Source organism: uncultured Campylobacter sp., assembly GCF_937997405.1.
Classification (GTDB): Bacteria; Campylobacterota; Campylobacteria; order Campylobacterales; family Campylobacteraceae; genus Campylobacter_B.
The window spans coordinates 1-22,446 of record NZ_CALKTL010000137.1 but is presented as its reverse complement, the minus strand read 5'-3'; the positions used below and the strand labels follow the sequence as shown (position 1 = coordinate 22,446).

22 protein-coding genes are annotated in these 22,446 nt (G+C 43.6%); 16 read left to right on the top strand and 6 right to left on the bottom strand.

What is annotated here, in order from left to right:
* Window positions 1-49: 49 nt before the first annotated feature.
* The 4 genes from Q0372_RS07245 to ribE are packed head-to-tail and all read right to left on the bottom strand — an operon-like array spanning window position 50 to window position 3,670.
* A complete protein-coding gene (locus Q0372_RS07245; protein ID WP_298104370.1) occupies window positions 50-1,270 on the bottom strand; it encodes a bifunctional 3,4-dihydroxy-2-butanone-4-phosphate synthase/GTP cyclohydrolase II in 1,221 nt (406 codons plus the stop codon).
* A 33-nt stretch (window positions 1,271-1,303) separates the two neighbouring features.
* The gene (locus Q0372_RS07240; protein ID WP_146960166.1) at window positions 1,304-1,981 is read right to left on the bottom strand and encodes a riboflavin synthase; all 678 of its coding nucleotides are present in this window, start codon (window positions 1,979-1,981) and stop codon (window positions 1,304-1,306) included.
* Window positions 1,982-2,014: 33 nt separating this feature from the next.
* On the bottom strand, window positions 2,015-3,142 hold the full coding sequence (gene ribD / locus Q0372_RS07235) for a bifunctional diaminohydroxyphosphoribosylaminopyrimidine deaminase/5-amino-6-(5-phosphoribosylamino)uracil reductase RibD (RefSeq protein WP_298104365.1): 1,128 nt from the start codon (window positions 3,140-3,142) through the stop codon (window positions 2,015-2,017).
* 60 nt (window positions 3,143-3,202) lie between these two features.
* Complete coding sequence (gene ribE / locus Q0372_RS07230; protein ID WP_018498593.1) at window positions 3,203-3,670, bottom strand: 6,7-dimethyl-8-ribityllumazine synthase; 468 nt, start codon at window positions 3,668-3,670, stop codon at window positions 3,203-3,205.
* A gap of 327 nt (window positions 3,671-3,997) precedes the next feature.
* Between ribE and Q0372_RS07225 the strand changes: the two genes are divergently transcribed.
* The 16 genes from Q0372_RS07225 to tgt all read left to right on the top strand — a co-directional run bounded on the left by Q0372_RS07225 (window position 3,998) and on the right by tgt (window position 21,159).
* Window positions 3,998-6,313, top strand: coding sequence for a TonB-dependent receptor (locus tag Q0372_RS07225; RefSeq protein ID WP_298104373.1), 2,316 nt, complete (start codon window positions 3,998-4,000; stop codon window positions 6,311-6,313).
* Between the two features lie 292 nt (window positions 6,314-6,605).
* On the top strand, window positions 6,606-8,024 hold the full coding sequence (locus Q0372_RS07220) for a TrkA C-terminal domain-containing protein (RefSeq protein WP_298104360.1): 1,419 nt from the start codon (window positions 6,606-6,608) through the stop codon (window positions 8,022-8,024).
* Between the two features lie 42 nt (window positions 8,025-8,066).
* Window positions 8,067-9,098, top strand: a complete 1,032-nt coding sequence (gene aroB / locus Q0372_RS07215; protein WP_298104357.1) for a 3-dehydroquinate synthase — start codon at window positions 8,067-8,069, stop codon at window positions 9,096-9,098.
* Window positions 9,095-10,804 (top strand): mechanosensitive ion channel family protein, encoded by a 1,710-nt coding sequence (locus Q0372_RS07210; RefSeq protein WP_298104355.1) that lies wholly within the window; start codon window positions 9,095-9,097, stop codon window positions 10,802-10,804. The genes aroB and Q0372_RS07210 overlap by 4 nt, the downstream gene beginning before the upstream one ends.
* The gene (gene mtaB / locus Q0372_RS07205) at window positions 10,801-12,033 is read left to right on the top strand and encodes a tRNA (N(6)-L-threonylcarbamoyladenosine(37)-C(2))-methylthiotransferase MtaB (RefSeq protein WP_298104351.1); all 1,233 of its coding nucleotides are present in this window, start codon (window positions 10,801-10,803) and stop codon (window positions 12,031-12,033) included. Before Q0372_RS07210 ends, mtaB begins: the two co-directional genes overlap by 4 nt.
* Window positions 12,002-13,783, top strand: coding sequence for an AAA family ATPase (locus tag Q0372_RS07200; protein WP_298104348.1), 1,782 nt, complete (start codon window positions 12,002-12,004; stop codon window positions 13,781-13,783). Before mtaB ends, Q0372_RS07200 begins: the two co-directional genes overlap by 32 nt.
* Window positions 13,784-13,813: 30 nt before the next feature.
* Window positions 13,814-14,341 (top strand): molybdopterin adenylyltransferase, encoded by a 528-nt coding sequence (gene mog / locus Q0372_RS07195; RefSeq protein WP_297894536.1) that lies wholly within the window; start codon window positions 13,814-13,816, stop codon window positions 14,339-14,341.
* 65 nt (window positions 14,342-14,406) lie between these two features.
* Window positions 14,407-14,706, top strand: a complete 300-nt coding sequence (locus Q0372_RS07190; protein ID WP_298104346.1) for an HMA2 domain-containing protein — start codon at window positions 14,407-14,409, stop codon at window positions 14,704-14,706.
* Window positions 14,707-14,739: 33 nt separating this feature from the next.
* Complete coding sequence (locus Q0372_RS07185; RefSeq protein WP_298104343.1) at window positions 14,740-15,351, top strand: hypothetical protein; 612 nt, start codon at window positions 14,740-14,742, stop codon at window positions 15,349-15,351.
* Window positions 15,352-15,446: 95 nt separating this feature from the next.
* A complete protein-coding gene (locus Q0372_RS07180) occupies window positions 15,447-15,938 on the top strand; it encodes a hypothetical protein (protein ID WP_298104340.1) in 492 nt (163 codons plus the stop codon).
* 8 nt (window positions 15,939-15,946) lie between these two features.
* Complete coding sequence (locus Q0372_RS07175) at window positions 15,947-16,249, top strand: Cys/Met metabolism pyridoxal-phosphate-dependent enzyme (RefSeq protein WP_177386687.1); 303 nt, start codon at window positions 15,947-15,949, stop codon at window positions 16,247-16,249.
* Window positions 16,242-16,727 (top strand): hypothetical protein, encoded by a 486-nt coding sequence (locus Q0372_RS07170; RefSeq protein WP_298104337.1) that lies wholly within the window; start codon window positions 16,242-16,244, stop codon window positions 16,725-16,727. The genes Q0372_RS07175 and Q0372_RS07170 overlap by 8 nt, the downstream gene beginning before the upstream one ends.
* Window positions 16,728-16,730: 3 nt before the next feature.
* On the top strand, window positions 16,731-18,812 hold the full coding sequence (locus Q0372_RS07165; RefSeq protein WP_298104335.1) for a heavy metal translocating P-type ATPase: 2,082 nt from the start codon (window positions 16,731-16,733) through the stop codon (window positions 18,810-18,812).
* Window positions 18,802-19,146, top strand: a complete 345-nt coding sequence (locus Q0372_RS07160; RefSeq protein WP_177386690.1) for a hypothetical protein — start codon at window positions 18,802-18,804, stop codon at window positions 19,144-19,146. The genes Q0372_RS07165 and Q0372_RS07160 overlap by 11 nt, the downstream gene beginning before the upstream one ends.
* 188 nt (window positions 19,147-19,334) lie before the next feature.
* The gene (locus Q0372_RS07155) at window positions 19,335-19,673 is read left to right on the top strand and encodes an excalibur calcium-binding domain-containing protein (RefSeq protein ID WP_177386691.1); all 339 of its coding nucleotides are present in this window, start codon (window positions 19,335-19,337) and stop codon (window positions 19,671-19,673) included.
* A gap of 319 nt (window positions 19,674-19,992) precedes the next feature.
* On the top strand, window positions 19,993-21,159 hold the full coding sequence (gene tgt, locus Q0372_RS07150; RefSeq protein ID WP_298104332.1) for a tRNA guanosine(34) transglycosylase Tgt: 1,167 nt from the start codon (window positions 19,993-19,995) through the stop codon (window positions 21,157-21,159).
* 526 nt (window positions 21,160-21,685) lie between these two features.
* Here the strand turns inward: tgt and Q0372_RS07145 are convergent.
* Both Q0372_RS07145 and Q0372_RS07140 read right to left on the bottom strand, forming a co-directional pair.
* Complete coding sequence (locus tag Q0372_RS07145) at window positions 21,686-21,814, bottom strand: hypothetical protein (protein ID WP_295097989.1); 129 nt, start codon at window positions 21,812-21,814, stop codon at window positions 21,686-21,688.
* 33 nt (window positions 21,815-21,847) lie between these two features.
* Window positions 21,848-22,446: hypothetical protein (locus Q0372_RS07140; protein WP_298104329.1), on the bottom strand; the 599-nt coding region annotated here is incomplete at its 5' end.

Here is a 22,446-nt window from a genome sequence, read left to right as displayed (position 1 = left end):
TTGATTTTAAAGTTAAAGGTTCTTTTTGGATAATATAAATTTAAAATTTTTATAAATCCTGTTTTAACAAATGTCCCATTTTTTCCTTTTTTACCTTTAAATAATTTTTATCTACATCGTTGGCAGCAATTTCAATTTCCTTGCGTCCAGCAATTCTAATTCCATATTTTTCCAATCCTTCGATTTTCTTTGGATTGTTGGTTTTTAAAATAATTGATTTTATTCCTAGATCCTTTATAATCTGTGCTGCTACGGCATAATCCCTTAAATCGTCAGAAAATCCCAATTTATGATTAGCTTCCACAGTATCATAGCCTTCGTCCTGAAGTTTGTAAGCCTTTAGTTTATTCAGAATTCCAATTCCACGCCCTTCCTGACGTAAATAAATCAGAAGCCCTTCTCCGCTTTCTTCCAGTTCATGTAAAGCTCTATGAAGCTGTTCTTGGCAATCACATCGTTTTGAACCGAAGACATCGCCTGTCAGGCATTCAGAGTGAAGTCTGGCTGTGATATTCTCTTTATTTTTTATTTCGCCCTTCATAACTGCGATATATTCCTTATGTTCGATTTTATCGCTATAACCTGCAAAAGTAAAATTTCCAAATTGTGTTGGAATATCAACAGTTGCTTCATTTTTAACTAGTTTTTCGTTTTTTTTTATATAAACAATCAAATCATCAATTGTAATTAATTTTAAACTATGTTTTTGACAAAATTCAAACAAGTCATTTCGACGAGCCATTTCTCCGTTTTTCTTTAAAATTTCCATAATTACAGCCACTTCAGAAAATCCTGCAAGTCTTGCCAGATCAACAGCCGCTTCAGTATGCCCTTTTCTTTCAAGTACACCTCCTTCACGTGCAATTAACGGAAATAAATGTCCTGGCTTTCTAAAATCCTTTACAGTTTTAGATGGATTTGCCAAATCTTTTATTGTATTTAATCTGTCACCTGTAGAAATTCCAGTAGTTGTACCTTCTAATGAATCGACTGAAATTGTAAAGGCAGTTCCAAAATAGTCGGTATTATGCTGAACCATTAGATTTAATTCAAGCTCTTCAGCTCTTTTCCTAGACATTGGCACACACATAAGTCCTCGTGCTTCATTAATTATAAAGTTCAATGTTTCATAAGTTACTGTATCAGCAGGAATTATCAAATCCCCTTCATTTTCCCTATCTTCATCGTCAACAACCACAACTGGAATACCTTTTTTCAAGTCTTCAATCGCAGCTTCGACAGTATCAAATTTTGCTTTATTTTCTGCCATTTAAATCACTTCTTTCTTTTTTTCCTTTTTTTATTAAAATCCATTTTTTTGTAAAAATTCCATTGTCAATTTTGATTTTTTTTCTTTATTTTTTAAATTATCAAAATTATCAAATTTCAATATTTTTTCCACATATTTTCCAAATAAATCTGTTTCAATATTCACAAAATCCCCAGTTTTCTTCATTCCAATCGTAATATTTTCAATCGTGTGCGGAATAAGTGAAACAGAGAAAATTCCATCTTCATCATTGACATCAATTACTGTAAGACTTGCCCCGTCAATGGTTACACGCCCTTTTTCAACGATATATTTCATATTATTTCTATAATTTTCATCCAGCTGAAATTCATAAACTTTCGCAATTCCCTTATCCGTAATTGACAAAATTTTAGCCTCGCAGTCAACATCTCCCATAACAAGATGTCCACCTAAAAAAGTTGCAAGCGTAAGCGACTTTTCAAGATTGACAATATCCCCCGCTTTAGCTCGTTTCAAGCCACTTCTCTCAATAGTTTCAAACATCACATCTGCCGTAAAGTCACTTTCCTTTAATTTGGTAACAGTCAAGCAAACTCCGTTTACAGCGATACTATCCCCAATTTGTGCCTTTTCTACAACCTTTTTTCCTCTTATTGTAATTTCAATACTTGCATTTTTTTTCGCAAGATTAATAACTTTTCCAGTTTCTTCAACTAAACCAGTAAACATAACTTTCTCCTGATTTTTAATTTTTTATTCAAATTAATTATAATTTTTTTGCAAAAATTCCATTCCAACATTTTTGCCATAAATATTATATTTCACATTTTCCAAAATCATAGCTTCATCCATTTTTTCCCTATCAAATCCCGCAATAAAAGTCTTTCCTTTTTCATCGCCCAAAATTTTATTGGCAATAAAAATTTCTCCAGCGTCAATTACATTTTCTTCAAATGCCTGTGAAATAAGTGATTGTCCACCTTCCAGCAAAATTGAATCAATTCCAATTTCTCCAATTTTACGAAGAATTTCTTTAAAGCTAAATTTTGTGCCATTTAAAAATACAAATTTAACTTTGCTGTTTTCAGAAAAATCCAGCTGCTTTTCAGAATTTTTATTATTTTTTGATGTGACAATTATTGTCTTTTCATCGCTATTTTCTTTAATAATATTGTGATTCTTTCCAGTTTTAAAATGTGGGTCAATAATGATTCTATATGGATTTATACCATTTTCAACTCTTGCAGTAAGACTTGGATTGTCAGCTAAAACCGTGTTTATTCCAACCATAATTCCCATAAATTTATTTCGATAAAACTGAACTTTTTCACGAGCAATTTCATTTGTAATCCATTTGGAATTTCCTGTCTTTGTAGCGATTTTCCCATCTAAAGTTATTGCACATTTTAAAAACAAATACGGAATTTTTGTCATAATGTATTTAAAAAACACTTGATTAATTTTATCGCATTCACTTTTCAAAACATTTTCACGCACTTCAATCCCAGCATTTCTCAATATCTGCACACCTTTTCCAGCCACTTTCGGATTTGGGTCAGATGAGCCAATAACACATCTTTTTAGTCCCATTTTCACAATTTTTTCAGCACAAGGCGGTGTTTTCCCGTAATGCGAACACGGTTCCAATGTGACATAAATCGTGGCATTCGACAAAACGTTTGAATTTTGAGCAGCTTCTTCCAAAGCGTAAACTTCAGCGTGAGGTCCTCCAAAATATTTATGATAGCCAGTTCCAATAACTTTTTCATCTTGAACAACAACCGCTCCGACCATCGGATTAGGATTTACCGTCCCAGCTCCTTTTTTTGCTAGTTCAATTGCTATTTGCATATATTTTTTATCAATTTCATTATTTTTATTTGTAGACATAATTTTAATTTTCCTTTTTATAAATAAAATTATTAGATGTGTTTGATAATCTAACGTTTTTTACTTTTCAATTTCTTTAATTAAATTAATCATTTCAATTGCAGAAAATGCCGCATCTGACCCTTTGTTTCCTGCCTTTGTCCCTGCTCTTTCAATAGCTTCTTCAATGTTATTTGTAGTTAAAACTCCAAAAATTACAGGCAAGTCAGTTTGCAACGAAATTTGAGCCACTCCTTTTGAAACTTCTGCACAAACATAGTCAAAATGTGGTGTTGAACCTTTTATTACAGCTCCTAGAGCAATTATTGCATCATATTTTCCTGTCTTTGCCAATTTTTTTGTAATTAAAGGTATTTCAAATGCCCCTGGAACCCAGGCAATATCAATATTTTCTTCAGAAACATCATTTCTTTTTAATACATCTAAAGCGCCTCCAACTAATTTTGAAGTAATAAATTCATTAAATCTCCCAGCTACAATTCCTATTTTTGCATTTCTTCCATCAAATTTTCCTTCAAAAGTTTTCATTTTCAAATCATCCTCTCATTATTTAATTTTTATTTTCATTTAAAACTAAAAAAGCCAAGAATATTAGATTCAAGGCTTTTATAATATAAAGGTAGGTAATTTTAATTTGTAATTACTTTAATTTAGAATTTTATATAAATTTGCGCAATTTTTCTTTTGTATCGCAGTATATTGTCTATGAAATTTTAAACTGCAAAAATACGACTACAAATATATAAATTTATATCTCGAATTTAGTCTAAATTTAGGAAAATTTTTCTAATATGCTAAAAAAATAATATTAAATATATCCATAACGAAGGGAAAATAATGGAACGAAGGAAAACGATGAAATTTAAAATTTCATTAGCGGCATGTATGTGCTTACTATGCAGCAGTTTGGCTGCAGTGCAAAGCGGCAGTAATTCTGCGCCTGAAAAATCGCAGAATATGGGCGTAATCGAGGTAAATTCCGTCGGCGATAATATCAGCGAGAGCGGCATCGACGAGGGCTTTTTGAGCAAAAACGTGCAGCAAGGCATGCTTGCCGGCAAGCGCGCACTTGATCTTCCCTATCAGATCAACACGATCAGCAAGGAAATCATAAATCACCAAGGTGTCACCGGCTACGAGGAGGCGGTCAAATACTTCCCGTCCGCGCAGATTCAGATGCGCGGCGGCGCCACGGTCGGACGTCCGCAGACGCGCGGTTTTGAGGGTAGCGTCGTAGGCAACAGCTTCTGGGACGGCTTTTATACGATTTCGACGACGGCGATTCCGATGGCGATGTTTGAGAGCTTTCAGGTGCAAAACGGCGTCGCAGGCTCTCTCTACGGCGCGCAAAATCCGGTCGGGATTTTCAGCTACACGCGCAAGCGCCCCGTAAAAGATCAATACATCATCTGGAGCGATTATATGTCGCGAAGCAATCTAGGTCTTGGACTTGATCTATCCGATAAATTTGAAAAATTCGGCTACCGCGCGGTGTTTTACGGATCAAACGGCGACAGACAACCGAAGGGCTCAAATTTGCAGCGCCGCCTAGCCAGCGTCACGATGGAATTTTATCCTACGGGCGATCTTATTTTTGAAACCGCGGCTAGCTATTATGAGCACAATACCAAGGGTTTTGCGGGGCAGTTTGCCCTCGGCGTTAAAGACGGCAAGATTACGGACGGAATTACGCTTCCAAGGGCGGTGGATTCCTCAGAGCGTGGATTAGGACAGAGCTTTGGAGGAATGCATCTAAAAACCACTACCGCAAGCGCTAAATTTAAATTTACGCCTACCGATAAATGGTATTTAGAGGGCGGCTTTCAGTTTCAGCGCACCGATCGCGACATTCACAGCGTCGTAAACTATTTGCTTCCTGAAGGGTTTGATTGCGCTAATTACGCTGCTTTGCCGAATAATAGAAAGCCTGCTATATGTTTAAGTAACCCAAATGCGAAGTGGACGAAGCCGGGCGATTATTATACTCAACATAGCGGCGGTGCTACGGCGGCATATAGATTCGACCTGCCGAGCGGTTATCTCAAGGCCAATACTCAGTTTAATACGGGCGATATCGAGCATGATTTCAGCGTGCAGACCAACGGCTATCACTGGACGCAGGATAGATATAAGATCGCAAGCACCAACTACACCTCACCTACTATAGGCAATATCTACGATCCTAAAATTCTAAATTACACCGGTGCTAGACGCGGAAGCGGTCTGTATCACTACGCTGTTTTGGATATGTATAACGTCTCGGTGCTAGATGATATCACGATAAACGATAAATTTGACGTGATGCTAAGCGCATCTAAGGCGTGGATGAGGCAGGAATCCTACAATAATCGCCAGCAAAGACTTGTTAAAGCCTACAGCGATTCGGGCTATAGCTGGGCGGGCAGCTTGATCTTTCATCCGGTAGAGGATGCCAGCATCTACTACACCTACGCAGATAGCTTGCAGCAGGGCTCTACCTATGTTTATAAGAGTGGCCCGCATAACGGCGAGGTCGCATCTACGTCGCCGTATCGCTCCAAGCAGCACGAGATCGGCGCTAAAATTCGCGTAGCCGATATGATCGATTTTAGCGTGGCGTATTTCGATATACGTCGTCCGATCGCCTACTTAAATAGCTCTACGGGGCTTTATGGCATAAACGGCGAGCAGCGCAACCGTGGATTTGAGTTTATGAGCGGCGGACGAATTACGCAAAATTTAAGCGTGCTAGGAGGCTTTACCTACATCGATCCTAAGATGCATAACGTAAGTATCGCGGGTGCTAATCGCAAGGTCGCAAACGGCATCCCTAAAATCAATGCAAATTTAATGCTTGATTACGTGATCCCGGGCACCGATAAGCTTGCGATCAGTACAAATTTTCACTACACTGGCAAGATGTATCTGGACGATCTAAACACTCAGCACACGCCTAGCTTTTTCGTTACTGATATCGGCATTAGATATACGAGCGAGCATCTTTTAGGCGATAAGACCACGCTACGTTTCAACGTAAATAACGTATTTAACAAAAAATACTGGGCGGGAATGTATCCTGCGAGCGCCGACGGTGCGGGCGGTCTTAACGTAACTAGCGTGCTAGGCTCGGCAAACGGCGTAACGCTTGGAGAGAGCAGAAGCTTCATGCTCTCTGCGGAGGTAAAATTTTAAAATCTAGCGAGTTTAAAATTTTTGCTTAAGCGGCGCGAATGGTTATGGCGTCGCTTTTAAATTTATGAAATTTTATCGCTCCAGGCAGCAAGACTAATTTTAACGAGGCTTGTTTTAATTCATTTTAAAATTTAAGCCTCGGATTTTGAAATTTTAAACCTTGATTTTAAAATTTTGATCTTTAAATTTTTAAGTCGCTGCGCCTAAGCTCGCCCGCAAAATTTATCCGCGCGCGGTTTAAAATTTAGCCGTTTTTGGTTATAATCTTTGCAAAACCACGAAACGGAGAGCAATGAAACAAGTTTTAATCATCGCAAGCGGAAAGTTTGCGCGCCATTTTTTATCCAAAGTTTGTAAAATCAAAGATGTCATCAGATCATATCGCGTCATAGCTAAAAATACGGATGCCGTGCCCTCAGAGCTTGAAAACGAGTCAAATTTTTCGGTAGAAATTTTTGATCCTACGAGCATTGAGCGGTTGCGCGTGGTGCTAGCAGAAGAGGAATTTGACCGCTGCATAGTGATAATGGAGGATGAATTTGACACTAAAGTAACGCTTGAAAATTTAAAGACGCTCGCTCCGGATTTAGAGCTTTATGTGGCTGATTTTTGGGGACTTTTGCGCGAAAATAAAAATGAAGCTCACGTAAAAATCGTAAATACCCTCGCGCTAAATTCCTCGCGTTTCATTGGCTTCTTGCCCGATAGCCCCGTTTTTGCTGATAATATCGGGCTTGGACGCGGAGAGATAATGGAGGTAAAAGTGCCCGTAGGAAGCTCGTTTGCGTATAAAAAAATCAGCACGCTTTCTAATGCCAAATATCAAATTCCGATGATCTATCGTCACAACAATTACATCGTAACGACACCCGGCTCGCGGATATATCCGAATGATACGATTTTAGTCGTTGGTGAGCCTAGTGCGCTGCGAGCGGTGTTTGCTGAAGTAAAAAAGCAAAGCGGACAATTTCCATCGCCGTTTGGGCTAAATATTTTCGCGCTAATCGATATGAAAAAAATGAGCGGTGACGAGATAGCTAGGACGGTTAGGGCGCTTGAGTTTTTGGATTTGCATATTAGAAATCATAAAATTTATCTGCGAATTTTAAATCCGCTGTTAAACGACGCTTTTAGCGAGCTTAAAGCGCTGTGTGAGCGGGATAAATTTGAAATTCTCATCGATTACTCGGGCGAATTAAATTTAAAGCGCGACGTGAGCGAAAATAAAGCAGGCTTGGTAGTTTGCTCAAGCGGAGTTTTCGAGGCAAAAAAAGCAGCGCTTAAAGCGCTTGAAATTCCGGTGTTAAGCCTTGGAGAGGGCGAGCTAAAAGATGTGCGTAAAAGTGTCGTGCTAAGTGCCGGCGAGCGGCTTCGCGAAGAATCAAGTATCGTCTTTGACATCAGCTCGCAGCTAGGGCTAGACGTGTATTTGTATCTTTTCGGCGAGAGCGAAAAAGGCGAGTTTGCGCAAAGCTACGTGAGCTTATCGAAGCTTTTTAAGCAGAGTTTATTCGTGATTCCTTGCGAGCGGCAAAATCCGATTTTAGCGCTAGGTAGCGAGCGAGATCTGCTGCAGTTCGTGCCATTTAATGATAGAATTTTGGCGCGCAAGCTCACATCGATTTTCAATCAGGATTTAGACCGGATGTATTTCAAGCTAGGCAAAAATCATCAAATTTTCGTTCCGAGCGATTACGGGTATGAAAAGTAATCGAAATTTATGTTACAATTACCCAAAAATCAAAGGTAGCGTATGAAAATCGATCTTAATTTAGACAAAAAATACAGCGTTTTTATCGACGAATTGCAAGAGATCAAACTCAAAGGCAAGGTCGCTATCGTGACAAACCCCAAAGTAGGCGGGCTGTGGCTTGATTTCTTACTGCAGCGGCTAGATTGCGAGCAAAAATTTATCATCACGATCCCGGACGGCGAAGAGTATAAAAATACCGCAAGCGTGGAGCAAATTTTAGAGCATCTTTTTAGCTCCAAGCTTGATCGCAAAAGCACGCTCATCGCTCTTGGTGGCGGTGTTATTAGCGATATAACGGGCTTTTGCGCGAGCATTTATGAGCGCGGCATCGATTTTATCAATGTTCCTACGACCTTGCTAGCGCAAGTGGACGCGAGCGTCGGCGGTAAGACTGGCGTAAATAATCGTTTCGGCAAAAATTTAATCGGCTCATTTTATCAGCCGCGCGCGGTTTATTGCGAGAGCAAATTTTTATCGACGCTTCCTGCGCGAGAGTTTGCGGCGGGCGTTGCGGAGGCGGTAAAGATGGCTGTATGCTTTGATGTCGAACTATTTAAATTTTTCGAGACGCACGATCTAAAAAGCGCCGATGAAATTTCGCACGTAATCGCTCGCTGTGTGGAGATTAAAGCGGGCGTCGTAGAGCGAGACGAGCGCGAAAGCGGCGTGCGTGCAGTGTTAAACTACGGACACACCTTTGCTCACGCTATAGAAAAAATTACTGATTATAAAAAATTTTTGCACGGCGAGGCAGTGGCGATCGGTATGGTGATGGCAAACGCGCTAGCACGTCGCCTCGGTAAACTAAGCGGCGAACAGGAGGAGCAGATCCGTAAAGTGCTTCAAAAATTCGCGCTTCCGATAAAATTCCACGTAGCGGACGCGGACGCATTTTACGAGCTGTTTTTTCTCGATAAAAAGAGCGAAAACGGCAAGATAAAATTTATCCTGCCCGACGGCATTGGCAAATTCTACGCTTCCAAAGAGATCGCAAAAGATGAAGTAATCGCAGTGCTGAAAGAGTTTGAATGAGAGCGCTTGCGGCTATTTTTTTGATTTTTAATCTTGCATTTTGCGAGGCAAATTCTACGCTCTCCGCCGCGCATACGCGCTTAGAATCCAACGCTAGCTCCGCCGCTAGTGAGAAGAAAGATGAAAATTCTAAGCTATCCGCGTCGCTAAAAGATCAGATCCGTGTTATTGACGATGAGATCAAAAATAATATCTGGGTCTCTCGCTTTTCAAATTTCATCGGCTATCAAAATTTACAAAAGCAATCCAGCCAGCTCGAAGCGGAGCTAAAAAAGAGCGCCGGCACCGATAAGATCGCAGAGATTCAGAAAAGACTCCGCGCCGTAAAAGAGCAGCTCATACTGCTAAAAGAGTATGAAAAATCTCCGTTTTTAGATATCATCGCGATGCCCGAAACTCCAGAGCCTGCGCGCATTACAAATCCTTTTTCGATAATTTCCGGTTTTTCTACGATTAGAAATTTGCAAGCTCAAAAGATGGAGCAGAAAAACGCCATCGAAAATATTAAAGCTTTAATCGATAAACTTGAAGCAAAAAGGGCGCTATATGAGCGTTTGATGCAGATTGATACGGACGCAAGCGCTGCGGCGGAGCTTAAAAGCTTAGATTACGAGCTTAGCGAGTTTAGCTCCGCGTACGAGATCGCGCAGACTACATACGACGTTTACGAAAAAAAGATCAACTCCCAAATCGCCGTGCAGACTGCGGATATAAAAGCTCAAATCAAGCGCGCGGGAAACATCGCCATATGGATACTCGTAGTCATCGCACTGTCGTTTTTCTGCAAGGTAGTGGCGAAAAAATATATCAAAAACGACGAGAATTTTTATATCGTAAATAAAGCTATCAACGTTTTAAATTTCACGCTGATTGCGCTGATACTGCTCTTTTCTTACATCGAGAATATGACGCACTTCGTGACGGTTTTGGGCTTTGCCTCGGCAGGTCTTGCGATTGCGATGAAAGATATGTTTATGAGCTCCTTAGGCTGGCTTACGATCGTGCTTGGTGGCAGCTTTCGCGTGGGCGATCGTATTAGAGTGCATAAAAACGGCGAGACCTACGTAGGCGATATCATCGATATTTCGGTGCTTAGGATGACGATTTTCGAGGACGTTACTATGACTACGTGGAGAGAAAATAAACGCGCGGGCAGGGTAATTTTCATACCGAACAATTATATTTTTACCGATCTTATCTCAAACTACACCCACAGCGGACTTAAGACCGTCTGGGACGGCATTAGCATACTTTTAACATTTGATAGCAACCATAAAAAGGCGATGTATCTCGTAAAAAACATCGTGCGGAAGTATTCTAAGGGCTACACCGACATCGCCAAAAAGCAGATGGGCAAGCTTCGCTCGCAATACAGTATCAAAAATCCAAACGTCGAGCCTAGAATTTTCAGCTTTTTTGAGCCATACGGCATTGAAATTTCGGTTTGGTATATGACGAACTCTTACGCGACGCTCGGGCTTCGCAGCAACATCTCGGCTGAAATTTTAGATGCGCTAAGAAGCGAGTCCGATATCAAGATCGCCTATCCCGCATACACGCTTTTTAACGGTAAAAACTATATGGCGGCGGGCGGAAATTTCATGGCGCAAGATCTCGGCTCGGAGCAACAAGGCTCACAAAATTTAAACGCAGCGGCGCAGGGCGCGGGCTTTGCCACAGGAAGCGGATCCGGGAGCGAAATTTGAAAATTTATTTTAAAACGTTTGGATGCCGCACAAATATCTACGACACGCAGCTTATCAAAAGCAACCTCAAATCGGGCGAGATCACGCACGACGAGCAGGGCGCGGACATCGTCGTGATAAACTCCTGCACCGTTACGAATGGTGCCGACGCAGACGTGCGAAACTACGTAAATAAGATGAACCGCCTCGGCAAAAAGATATTGCTAACCGGCTGCGGCGCGGTTTCGCGCGGCGAGGAGCTGTATAAAAACGGCGCGGTCTTTGGCGTATTCGGGATGTCGCAAAAGGAAAAGATCGACGAATTTTTGGGCTCGGAGTCGAAATTTTACGATATCGGAGGTCTTGACGGCGTCGAAAAGAATCTGGTAAGCGACTACGAGGATCACACTAAGGCCTTTATTAAAATTCAGGAGGGGTGCGATTTTAACTGCAGCTACTGCATAATCCCCTCGGTGCGCGGCCGCTCGCGAAGTAGCTCCGAAGATGCGATCTTAAAAGAGGCGGCGAGCCTTGCCGCAAACGGCTTTAGCGAGATCGTGCTAACCGGCACCAATATCGGAAGCTACGGCAGAGCCTCAGGCACAAGTCTCGGCGCGCTGCTTCAAAAACTGGGCGCGATCCGCGGAATTTGCCGTATCCGCCTAGGCAGTATCGAGCCCTCGCAGATAGATGCAAGCTTTCGCGAAATTTTATCCGAGCCGTGGCTGGAGCGGCATCTGCACATCGCGCTTCAGCACACTTCGCAAAAGATGCTTAGCATAATGCGCCGCCGAAATTCCGCGCTAAGAGATTTGGAGCTTTTTTGCGAGCTTGCAGAGCGCGGATTTGCGCTGGGGACGGACTTTATCGTCGCGCACCCGGGCGAGAGCGAAGAAATTTGGCTCGAAGCGGTGGAAAATTTCAAAAAATTTCCGCTCACGCATCTGCACGCCTTTATCTTTTCGCCGCGGCAAGGGACCGCTTCGGCGTCGCTAAAAGACCGCATAGACGGCAAAACGGCGAAGGCGCGGCTAAAGATGCTGCAAAACATAACGGCGCTGAATAATTATAAATTTCGTCTTTCGCACAAGGTGCCGCTAAATGTGCTGATCGAGCGGAAAAACGGAGAGTTTTATGAAGGATATGATCAATTTTATGATAAAATTTGGATCAAAAGCGATGAGGATTTGTCGAAAAAATGGATGGAGATAAGAGATTATGAGGTTAAATTTGATGGAAATTTTGCATAAAATCAAAAAAAGCAAGCTAAATATAATTCTGATTTTTTTAGTGCTACTTATCGTTTTGCTCTCGATTGTTTATTTTAAAGACGATTCGCGATACATCACCGAGCGCGAATTTAGCGAGCTAGTCCGCGCAGATCAGATCAAACGCGCGCATATCGAGGACGGCAATTTAAATTTTACCTATGACGGCAAACGCTATAAAATTTTAGTCGATCTCGTAGATCTTAAGGAGCTATCAAATCACGCTCTAATCAGCAAAGAAAAGGATGATGGCACGAGCGGTATTGGCGCGACGCTCGTGATTTTTACATTCGTATTTTTTCTCTTCGTGTATTATTTTGAAACCGTTTTGGCTAGGCGCCGCAGGATGGACGGCGCCGCGCGTCAGAGCGCTAGCTCGGGCGGCGAGCTCGGCGATCTTTCGCCAAGCGTTAGCGACGTAAGATTTAGCGATGTCGCGGGCATCAGCGAGGTTAAGGACGAGCTAATCGAAATCGTGGATTTTTTAAAAAATCCCGCAAAATATCGCAATTTCGGCATCAAGCTGCCGAAAGGAATTTTAATGATCGGCGAACCCGGCGTAGGTAAAACGCTTATCGCAAAAGCCGTAGCAGGGGAGGCGGACGTGCCGTTTTTTTACCAAAGCGGCGCAAGCTTCGCCGAGATCTTTGTGGGCGTCGGCGCTAGGCGGGTTCGCGAGCTGTTTGCGAAGGCGAAATCCTGTGCGCCTGCGATTATTTTTATCGACGAGATCGACGCGGTCGGCGGCAAGCGCGGTGTCGGGCGCAACGACGAGCGGGAAGCGACGTTAAATCAGCTGCTGACCGAGATGGACGGGTTTGAGGAAAATAGCGGCGTGATGGTAATCGGCGCGACTAACAAAATAAATTTGATCGACGATGCGTTATTGCGCTCGGGGCGCTTTGATAGGCGCGTTTTCATCGGGCTTCCGAACTACAAAGACCGCATCGAAATTTTAAAAATTTATTTAGAAGGCAAAAGATGCAGCGCTAATATCAATAAGGTAAGTCGCCTCTGCGTGGGCTTTAGCGGCGCGGGGGTAGCGACGCTGGTAAATGAAGCCGCGATCAACGCTCTTAAGCGCGGCAGCGATACGATCGAGCTTAGCGATTTTGAAAACGTGCGGATGAGGGTCTTTTACGGCGTGCAAAAAAGTAGAATTCTTACCGAATACGAAAAGGAGATCCAGGCGTTTTATCAGGGCGCAAAGGCGCTTAGCGCGTATTGGTATTCGTTTGATTTCGAAAAGATCGAGCTTTTAAACGATAAATTTTTAAACGAGGATTTCGAGATCGAATCCAAAACGCAAATTTTAAATCAAATCAAAGTGCTTTTAAGCGGTATGGCGGCGCTACAGATCCATAAAAACGACGCCTTTTCAAATTCCGCTAGCGACGTAAAGCAGGCTATCGCGCTGGCGCAAAAGATGGTTTTCGAGCTCGCGATGGGCGATAGCTTCACCCCTAGCGCGCAGAGCGTGAATAAAATTTTGCAAGATTGCTACGACGAGGTAAGCGAGATAATCCGCACGATGCAGGATAAGCTAAATCAAATTTCAAAGCAAATTTTCGTCTATGAGTTCATAACTTTCGAGGATGTTCAAAAAATCTGCGAATCTGATGGTGTGGAGCAAGAAGGCGTCTCCGCGCAAGAGCAAAATTTGCAAAAGCTGGAAAAAGATATGGAAAGCTCTGAAGAAAAGCCGCAAGACGGCACGCTAAATTTCGATTAAATTTTAAAATTCCAATATAAGGAGAGGAAAATGGTAAAAATAGGTGTTTTAACAATAAGTGATCGCGCTAGCGGTGGCGTTTACGAGGATTTAGGAGGCAAAGAGATAATTGCCGTGATGGATGATTGGCTAACTTGTGAGAAAGAGTATTTTTATGAAATAGTTCCAGATGAGCTGGAGCTGATCAAAGATAAGCTGATTTATCTTTGCGACGAAGCGGGTTGTGATTTGGTGCTAACCACTGGTGGCACGGGTCCTGCTCCGCGCGATGTAACGCCTGAAGCGACCGAAGCGGTAAGTGAGAAATTAATGCCAGGCTTTGGCGAATTAATGCGCGCAGAGAGCCAAAAGATCGTGCCTACGGCAATTTTATCGCGCCAGATAGCAGCGATCCGCAAAAAATCTCTGATTATAAACTTACCGGGCAATCCAAAAGCGATTAAAGAGTGCCTCCTGCCGGTATTTCCTGCTGTGCCGTATTGCATTGATCTAATGGGAGGGAATTACATAACAGCGGATGAAAATAAGATAAAAATATTTCGTCCTAAACGCAAATAATTCGCAAAATTTAGCAGGAATTAAATGATTTATGATATTATTTGGGCGCAAATTTAAGGAAAAATATGAAAATAAATCACAACGATATTTTGGAATTTCATAAATATTTTAGCAAAATCAGCCACAGCAAAGGTCGTATTCGTATCCGCGTAAGTCCTAAAATTAGAGAGTTGCGAGATAGCGTGAGCGAAGAGAGCCTAAAGGCTAAAATAGCTGCAATTCGCGGGATAAAAGAATATAAATTTAACTCTCTAATCGGCTCGCTGACGATTCATTACGACGAAAATATTTTTCCGATGCACCTTTGGGAGCAGTTTTTAAGCGGCATCAGTTCGCCGGAGCTAGCGTGGCCGCTGCCGGGGTAACAGCCTGGGCGGTACGGGAATAGAGGCGATTTCTTGAACGAAGAAGTATTGCGTAGTACTAAAAAATCGCGCAAAATTTCTAATAAATCTCGGAATTTAAATGAGGCGCAAATTGCAGATATCGCTCTTTTGCTCGAAAAAGAGGCACAAATTTTACAGTTTTATTCGCTGGGCGTAGTTAAATTTGAAGATAAAAAGTTAGGAGAAATTCTATCTTTACGAGCCGAATTACTTGAGCGGATGCTAGATTTTGCAAATTCTTGCGGGCTTGGCGCTACGCCTCCTGAAAATAGCAGTGAGGCGCTGGCTGCAAAAGGTATGAATGAGTTTTTGGCTTCCGCGCTTTTGATAGAAAAAAGCTCTATGATGTTTTATGACGACTTAATTAATTCGTGCAAGAACGCGGAATTTAAAGAGCTGCTGTATAAGGCGCAGGCGGTTTCGTATAATGAAATTTTGCCGATTTTAAAGGAACTAAATTCTAAATGCGAGGTTGATTCAAATTCTTTGAATTTAACTGATTTGTTAAATGAAATTTTAAAAGATCCGCAGGAATTAGAGCGGATATTTCAAAAATACGATTTGCAAAATATCTTAAATAGCGCATTTTCTAATTTAATTAAAGGAATTTTGCATAAAAATTAAATTAGGATTGCAAAAATCTAAAAAAGTCGCTATAATATCAAAATCTATGTAAAGTTGATAAAATGACTTTATAATCTTAACACAAGGAGAATGAAATGCCGATCCCATTTCTAGCAGGTTTTGCGCTTGGTTGCGCGGCGGTTTACGCTTATAACAATCGAGATAAAATCAAAGAAGGTGCGAATAAAATCGTTAGCAGTAAAAGCGTCGAGGAGCTAAAAAATAGCGTCAAAGGCGGAGCGGAAAAATTAAGCAAAAAATCAAAAGAAATTTTTGCGGAAGCCAAAGAAGGCCTAGACGATGTCGCTGAGGCGGTAAAAGGTAAAAGAAAGTCTGGCGGTAAAAAAGCTGCGACAAGTAGCGCCAGCACTGAAACTAGCACTGCAAAAAAAACTAGAAAAAAACCGGGACCGAAACCGGGATTCAAAAGAACTAAAAAATCCACCACAAGCGCTAAAACTGGCGCAACACCGGTAGGTGAGATATCCGCAGCATCTACTACTCCGCTTAATATCCCGCAGATCGTAAAAATGGACGATAATTCTTCTGCTAAATTTACGTCCGCAGACGATAAATCAGAAAAATAGAGGCCTAAATGAATAGATCACTTACGACACAGCGTTCGCCGCTGGATCACGTTTTAAGCGGTGCTATAGCGGGGGCGATCGGCGGTTGCGCCGTAGAACTCGTTAAAGCCAAAGAAGGCAAAAGTAAATCTAAAGCGATTCGAGATGCGCTGGATATTGCGCTAAGCGGCGGTATCATCGGCGGTGGCGCGATTTACAGTGCAAATAAGCTCGTACAAGGCGAGTATCTACGTGCCGCGGCGGGCGTCGCAGTATGTGTAGGCGCGCTCATTGCGGGTAGAAATTTTATTCTTAAGGTAGGCAATGAGTAATCCGTATATCACAAAAAAAGATTTGAAAGAAATTCTAGACGATTACGATTTTGGTGGCAATAAATATTCTAACGGCTCTGCGGGCGGCTTTGCTGGCGATGATAAGCTCGGCGGTTGGGCAAAATGGATAAATGAGCGGGTAAATTCCGCACCTTTTAATAGTTCTGCTTCCAGCAATAACTCGGATAATAAAGATTCCGCTGCTCAAAGCTCAAGCGATGTAAATTCTACTCAGGGCTCCGCTTTCGGTGGAATTTTTAATTCCATGGGTAGCAGACAAAACGCGAACGGCTTATTCGGTAGCAACTCATTTATCACAGGCATCGTTCTAGGGGCCGCAGCGACCTATTTTCTAACTGACGAAAACGCGCAAAAAAAGCTTTTTAAGCTTATCGCAAAGGGTACCGAGATGTTTCAGATGGGCGTTGAAGAGATGAAGGAGCGATTCGAAGACGTCAAGGCAGAGATGCAAGAGTAGTCGATGCAAAATTTTAAAATTTTACATGAGACTAAATCTAGGCTGCGCATAAAGGTCGCGGGCTTTAAAGGGCTCGATACGAGTGCACTGCAAAAAGCTGCTGCGAGGCTTGAAGACGTAACGGAAGCTAGATTTAACGCTAAAATCGGCTCTTTGATCCTTAGGCTTGACGCGGGTGCCGATAAGGCGGGAATTCTAAAGCAACTTGCGGCTTTAAATTTAAGCGAGCTAAAATCAATTATCCCCGCTAGCCATAAAAATTTACCGAGCAAAAACGAATTTATCTTAGCGCTTCTTGCGTTGGGGGGAAATTTAATCTTTCGCACTTCGCCTTTAGTGCGCGCATTTAGCATCGTAGCATGCTTTCCTATCTTAAAAGAGGGCATTAAAGAAAGCTTTCGTCACGGGCTTACTTCAAAGGGCTTGGAGGCTGCTGCTGTGGGGATTTCGCTCGCTCGCGGCGATGTATTTGCCGCAAACAGCACCAACGCTATGCTTGCTCTTGGCGAATACATGGAGGAGAGCACCGTTTATAAAAGTGACGATCTTATCCGTGAGCTCGCCCGCCCGGACATCGCCGAGGCGTGGGTCGAGATAGATCAAAACGGCAAAAAAACCGAGATCAAAATCGCCACTTCTAAGCTAAAGGTAGGCGACATCGTGGTCGTGGGTGCAGGCGATGTCATAGCCGTGGACGGACACGTCGTAAGCGGCGAAGCAATGATAAATCAAGCCAATATGACGGGCGAATCGGTCGCAGTGAAAAAATCTCGCGGCGATAGCGTGTTAAGCGGCACGATCGTAGAGGAGGGCAGGATTCGTATCTGGGCGGAAAATGTCGGCGAAAACACCTCCACGCAGCGCATTAAGCACTACATCACGGCATCTCTTAACGAGCGTTCCAGCATTGGCATGCATACGACTCACTTAGCCGACAAGCTCGTTCCGGTAACCTTCGGGCTTGCGGGCGTGTCCTATCTGATAAATCGAAATTTTATGAGCGTAGCTTCGGTGCTGCAGGCGGACTACTCGTGCGCGCTTAAGCTGCCTACGCCGGTTGCTTTTAAGTCGAGCATCTCAAAGGCAGGCAAGAACGGGATTTTGATCAAAGGCGCCAAGGCTCTTGAGTCGCTTGCGAGCGCCGACACCTTCGTATTCGATAAGACGGGCACGCTTACGTACGGCAACCTGGAGGTCGCCGAGATTATATCGTTTGACGAGCGCTTTAGTAAAAACGATATTTTAAATTTAACCGCAAGCGCCGAGGAGCATTACTTTCATCCCGTGGCCGAGGCGATCGTGGATGCGGCTAAAAAGCACGGCTTTATCCACAAACACCACGACGAGGTGGAATTCGTCGTTGCTCACGGCGTTAAAACAAGCATCGAGGGCAAAAAGCTCATCATCGGCTCGCGCCACTTCCTAGAGGACGACGAGATGATCTCGTTTGCGGCGCATGAGCAGACCATCGATCTTGCAATGCAAAAGGGGCTCGCGCTGCTTTACATCGCATTTGATGGCAGACTTTTGGGCGTCATCGGGCTTAGAGACGAGGTGCGCGCAAACGCTCGCGCCGTCATCGCTAGGCTCCGTAAGCTGGGCGCTAAACAGATCGTCATGCTAAGCGGCGACGTGAGCTCAAAAGCCCGCGCCGTAGCCAAAAAACTCGGCGTAGATCGCTATTACGGCGAGTTGTTGCCGACGCAAAAGACCGAAATTTTAGAGCAGCTGAAAGCCGAGGGGCGGAAGGTAGTCTTCGTGGGCGACGGCATAAACGATGCGCCGAGCCTGATGAAGGCGGACATCGGCATCAGCATGCTAAATGGCGCCGAGATCGCCAAGGCTTCCGCCCAGATTGGGCTTTTGAAAAACGATATCGAGGGCGTCGCGCAGGTAAAGGCACTGGCCAACGACACGCTGCGGCTCGTAAATCGAAATTTCAACGCCACCGTGGGGATAAATTCGATCATTTTATTTTTGGCGACTTTTGGCGCGCTAAGTCCCGTAGCTACGGCGCTGCTGCATAACGGCACGACGATAGGACTACTACTGAATTCTATCAAAGGGGTAAAATTTGAGCATTGAAGATAAAATTTTGGATCTAAACTTTCAGCGCAAAGTGGCTAAAACGGCGCTCGGAGTGAGTATGGGCATCACAGCTTTAACCGCGCTGAATATGAACTCGCGCATGTCGCAGCTACATAAAGTTTCGGGTGCAGTGATGCTGGCAAGCGCGATTTGGCACGCTAGCCTTTACGGCTCGCCGTACAGCGAGTTTTTGCAAAATAGAAAAGCAAAGAGCAGGAGCAGAAAGAGATCCGTAGCAAATTTAGCCTTGGAAAATTTATCGAACGGCAAAAGCGCTCCTGCAAAAAGCACGCCCCTAAAAAGGAAGCCTCGCGCACGCAAAAGCGCCTAGTGGCATAGTGCGTCGCGGCTTTTGAAAGTGCAAAGATAAACTCTAAAGCCGCTAAATTTCTTTAGACGCAGCCGCCGAATAAAACGTCGTAAGCGGTGAAATTTACGCCGTTTGCGGCTAAATTTACTATTTTATTAATTATTTATCTATTTATCTATACAATTCCATCAAAATTTTAAGGAAAGACGATGAAATTAGTTTTATTGTTTTCGGTATTGGCTAGTCTTGCTTTGGGGCTTGATTGCAACGCCAAGACCTATTGCTCGCAGTTTAGCAGCTGCGAAGAGGCGACGCGGTATCTGCGAGAGTGTGGCAGGGCTCAGGAAGGTGGTACTCAGCACACCGATGGCGACGGCGACGGCGTGCCGTGCGAAAAACAGCTGTGCGGCCGTAATGGTCATAAATTTAGCGGATTTTCTAGCGCGCGCGATGAAAAGAGCGAAGTTTCAAATTTAAAGGGCGCTGCCGACTCATGCGGTGCGGAGAAATTTAATGGTAGCGTTATAGCTATAAAATTTGCTTCATAAGTCCGTGAAATTTTATCTCGGTACATCTTTAAATTTATAATATTAAGCGCGCCGTGATCTAATACCGCCGCGCTCGCTAAATTCGCAACGTTCGATTAAATTTTAATTATAAAAGAAGCCAGTAAATTTTACATTTCGCAGTTGCGGTGGCTCTGCTACTTAAATTTTAATTCGCAAACGCTTCATAATATCCTTTAAATTTTTTACTCGCCTTTACCTGCCGCAAATTTAAATTTCGCTACAATCGCTTTTTAAAATTTTGCGCCGAATGTGCGTAAAGAGGCTAAAAAGCCAAAAAAGCTAAATTTAAAGGATCAAGATGGATTTTCAAATAGACGCCGCAGACGGCGCGGCGCGCGCCTGCACGATCCGCACGGCGCACAGCACGATCCGCACCCCCGTTTTTATGCCGGTCGGCACCGTGGGTGCGGTCAAGGCGCTCGATGCGACGGACGTAGCGCAGCTTCTGGGCGCGCAGATCATCCTCGCTAACACCTATCACATGTATCTGCGCCCAGGCTCACGGGTAGTGGCGGAGTTCGGCGGGCTGCACGGATTTACGAAATTTCCTCACTCATTTTTGACCGATAGCGGCGGCTTTCAGGCTTTTAGCTTGCGCGCAAACACCAAAAACGACGAGGGCGGCATAAAATTTAAAAGCCACATCGACGGCAGCATGCATTATTTCACGCCGCGCTCAGTGCTGGATACGCAGTATGAGCTAAACTCCGATATTATGATGATTTTAGACGATTTAGTGGAGCTGCCGCGCGAGCCTGGCGCATTGAGCTTCGATGATAGATCGTGGCTTAAAAAGCGGATCGATCTAAGCGTTGCGCGCACGATAAAATGGGCTCGCGAAGCGATAGATTATCACGAGACCATGAAATCTCGCGGCCTGCACGCGCATCAAAACATCTTCGGTATCATCCAAGGCGGCACCGACCCGCAGGCGCGCAAATTTTGCGCCGAAGCGCTGTGCGAGATGAGCTTCGACGGGCTTGCGATCGGGGGGCTTAGCGTGGGTGAGAAAAACGAGCTGATGTACGAAACCGTAGAGGCCATGATGCCATACGTCGATGCGGCGCGCCCGCGATATTTGATGGGGGTCGGCACGCCCGAGGATCTCGTCGAAAACGTCGCTCGCGGCGTGGATATGTTCGACTGTGTGATGCCTACGCGCAATGCCCGCAACGGCACGCTATTTACAAGCTTCGGCAAGATCAGCATCAAAAACGCGGGCTTTATCAGCGATCACGATCCGATCGATCCGCACTGCGACTGCTACACGTGCAAACGCTTCAGCCGCGGCTACCTAAATCATCTATTTCGCGCGCACGAGCTTAGCTTTTATCGCCTCGCAAGCATTCACAATCTGCACTATTACCTGCGCCTTGCCGCGGATATGAGAGAGGCGATCATGCACGGGCGGTTTGCTGAGTTTAGGCGGGAATTCTACGCCGCACGAAACATAGCGCGGGATTAAATTTCGGCGGGCGAGGACGCGGAATTTAACGTGATAGTTAAATTTAGCCGCTGCGACGAGCGGAATTTTAATACGGCGCGGGCGGCTAAATTTAAACGCGACAAAATTTGGGCAGTGAAATTTTAAGAGCTGTGTAGCGTGGAGCTTGTAGCTTTAAATTTGATTTGAATCCGCGCTTAGACTTTGGCATCAATTATAGTTTTATTTTGGCAAAATTTTATTATGATAGAGCTATGTCTTGGAATTTCGCCGTAAAATATGAGATAAAATTTAGTTTTGAAGCTTTGCGCTGAATTGCGTGGATAAAATTCTGCGTCGATATGTGCTGAGCGCGCGAGATTTAAAGATGGAATTTAGCGGTAGGATTTTGCAAACGCGATATAAAATTACTATGGCTTTTATCAAATAAAAGAGAACATTGCATCGAAATTCGCAGTATTGGTGTATTTTTGTAAGCGTGCATTAACGCGTATAAAAGACATATATTGCTTTAGGGTGTGCGATCTGCGCTTACAATTGCGGAATTTTATTGCGATAAAATTTCAATGCGGTAGAATTTTACTTTGATAAAGTTCAAATCCCCGCTAAATTCTATCTTCGTGCTAAATTTTGCAATGAAAATTTTGAGTGGAATTCTATCGTAGTAAAATTTCATCGCAGCCAAATCTGCGGCAAAATTTTGTAGAATTTATTTTTTAATTCGCCTTAGCATACAAAATCCAAGGAAATAAAGCGGCGACATAACGATAAAAATTATGATGTATCTCCACGCCGTGCTCGCAAAAAATAGTCCCGTTAGCTCCATAAATTTCATCGACGCGCCAGTATAGCGGTCGCCGATGCCGATGAAAATAATAGCCGCGAGCTCCACAAGCAGCGCGGGGGCGAATAGGATCGAGCCTGCGGTTTTGAAAAACATAAACGCAAACGCCTTAAACTTATAATAAAACGAAATGAGTCCAAATCCGATCACGCCGCAGATGAAAATCTGCTCGAACTCATCCAACCCCAGGCTCTTATCCTGCAGGATCGTAGAGATGACGCACAAGATGATAAAGACGTTGTAATTCGCCATTTGACGCATTGGGTATTGATCGTGCGTCGCTATGGAGAGCAGGTTTATCGCGCGGTTAAGCGGCAGCAGATAAAATAGCGCAAAACTAAGGAAAATCAGCAGATCCATCACCATATAAACCGTGTCTTGATTGACATAAGCTTCGATCTGTGAAAAAGATAGAAATATGCTTGCGATTTGCGAGCGGAATATCAAAATAATGACTATCGGCA

Excerpts from the sequence above, each read along its gene's own strand:
- Q0372_RS07245 (WP_298104370.1), bottom strand. The coding sequence starts at position 1,270 with ATGGCAGAAAATAAAGCAAAATTTGATACTGTCGAAGCTGCGATTGAA.
- Q0372_RS07240 (WP_146960166.1), bottom strand. The coding sequence starts at position 1,981 with ATGTTTACTGGTTTAGTTGAAGAAACTGGAAAAGTTATTAATCTTGCG.
- ribD (WP_298104365.1), bottom strand. The coding sequence starts at position 3,142 with ATGTCTACAAATAAAAATAATGAAATTGATAAAAAATATATGCAAATA.
- ribE (WP_018498593.1), bottom strand. The coding sequence starts at position 3,670 with ATGAAAACTTTTGAAGGAAAATTTGATGGAAGAAATGCAAAAATAGGA.
- Q0372_RS07225 (WP_298104373.1), top strand. The coding sequence starts at position 3,998 with ATGAAATTTAAAATTTCATTAGCGGCATGTATGTGCTTACTATGCAGC.
- Q0372_RS07220 (WP_298104360.1), top strand. The coding sequence starts at position 6,606 with ATGAAACAAGTTTTAATCATCGCAAGCGGAAAGTTTGCGCGCCATTTT.
- aroB (WP_298104357.1), top strand. The coding sequence starts at position 8,067 with ATGAAAATCGATCTTAATTTAGACAAAAAATACAGCGTTTTTATCGAC.
- Q0372_RS07210 (WP_298104355.1), top strand. The coding sequence starts at position 9,095 with ATGAGAGCGCTTGCGGCTATTTTTTTGATTTTTAATCTTGCATTTTGC.
- Q0372_RS07200 (WP_298104348.1), top strand. The coding sequence starts at position 12,002 with ATGAGGTTAAATTTGATGGAAATTTTGCATAAAATCAAAAAAAGCAAG.
- mog (WP_297894536.1), top strand. The coding sequence starts at position 13,814 with ATGGTAAAAATAGGTGTTTTAACAATAAGTGATCGCGCTAGCGGTGGC.
- Q0372_RS07190 (WP_298104346.1), top strand. The coding sequence starts at position 14,407 with ATGAAAATAAATCACAACGATATTTTGGAATTTCATAAATATTTTAGC.
- Q0372_RS07180 (WP_298104340.1), top strand. The coding sequence starts at position 15,447 with ATGCCGATCCCATTTCTAGCAGGTTTTGCGCTTGGTTGCGCGGCGGTT.
- Q0372_RS07175 (WP_177386687.1), top strand. The coding sequence starts at position 15,947 with ATGAATAGATCACTTACGACACAGCGTTCGCCGCTGGATCACGTTTTA.
- Q0372_RS07170 (WP_298104337.1), top strand. The coding sequence starts at position 16,242 with ATGAGTAATCCGTATATCACAAAAAAAGATTTGAAAGAAATTCTAGAC.
- Q0372_RS07165 (WP_298104335.1), top strand. The coding sequence starts at position 16,731 with ATGCAAAATTTTAAAATTTTACATGAGACTAAATCTAGGCTGCGCATA.
- Q0372_RS07155 (WP_177386691.1), top strand. The coding sequence starts at position 19,335 with ATGAAATTAGTTTTATTGTTTTCGGTATTGGCTAGTCTTGCTTTGGGG.
- tgt (WP_298104332.1), top strand. The coding sequence starts at position 19,993 with ATGGATTTTCAAATAGACGCCGCAGACGGCGCGGCGCGCGCCTGCACG.
- Q0372_RS07145 (WP_295097989.1), bottom strand. The coding sequence starts at position 21,814 with ATGAAATTTTACTACGATAGAATTCCACTCAAAATTTTCATTGCAAAA.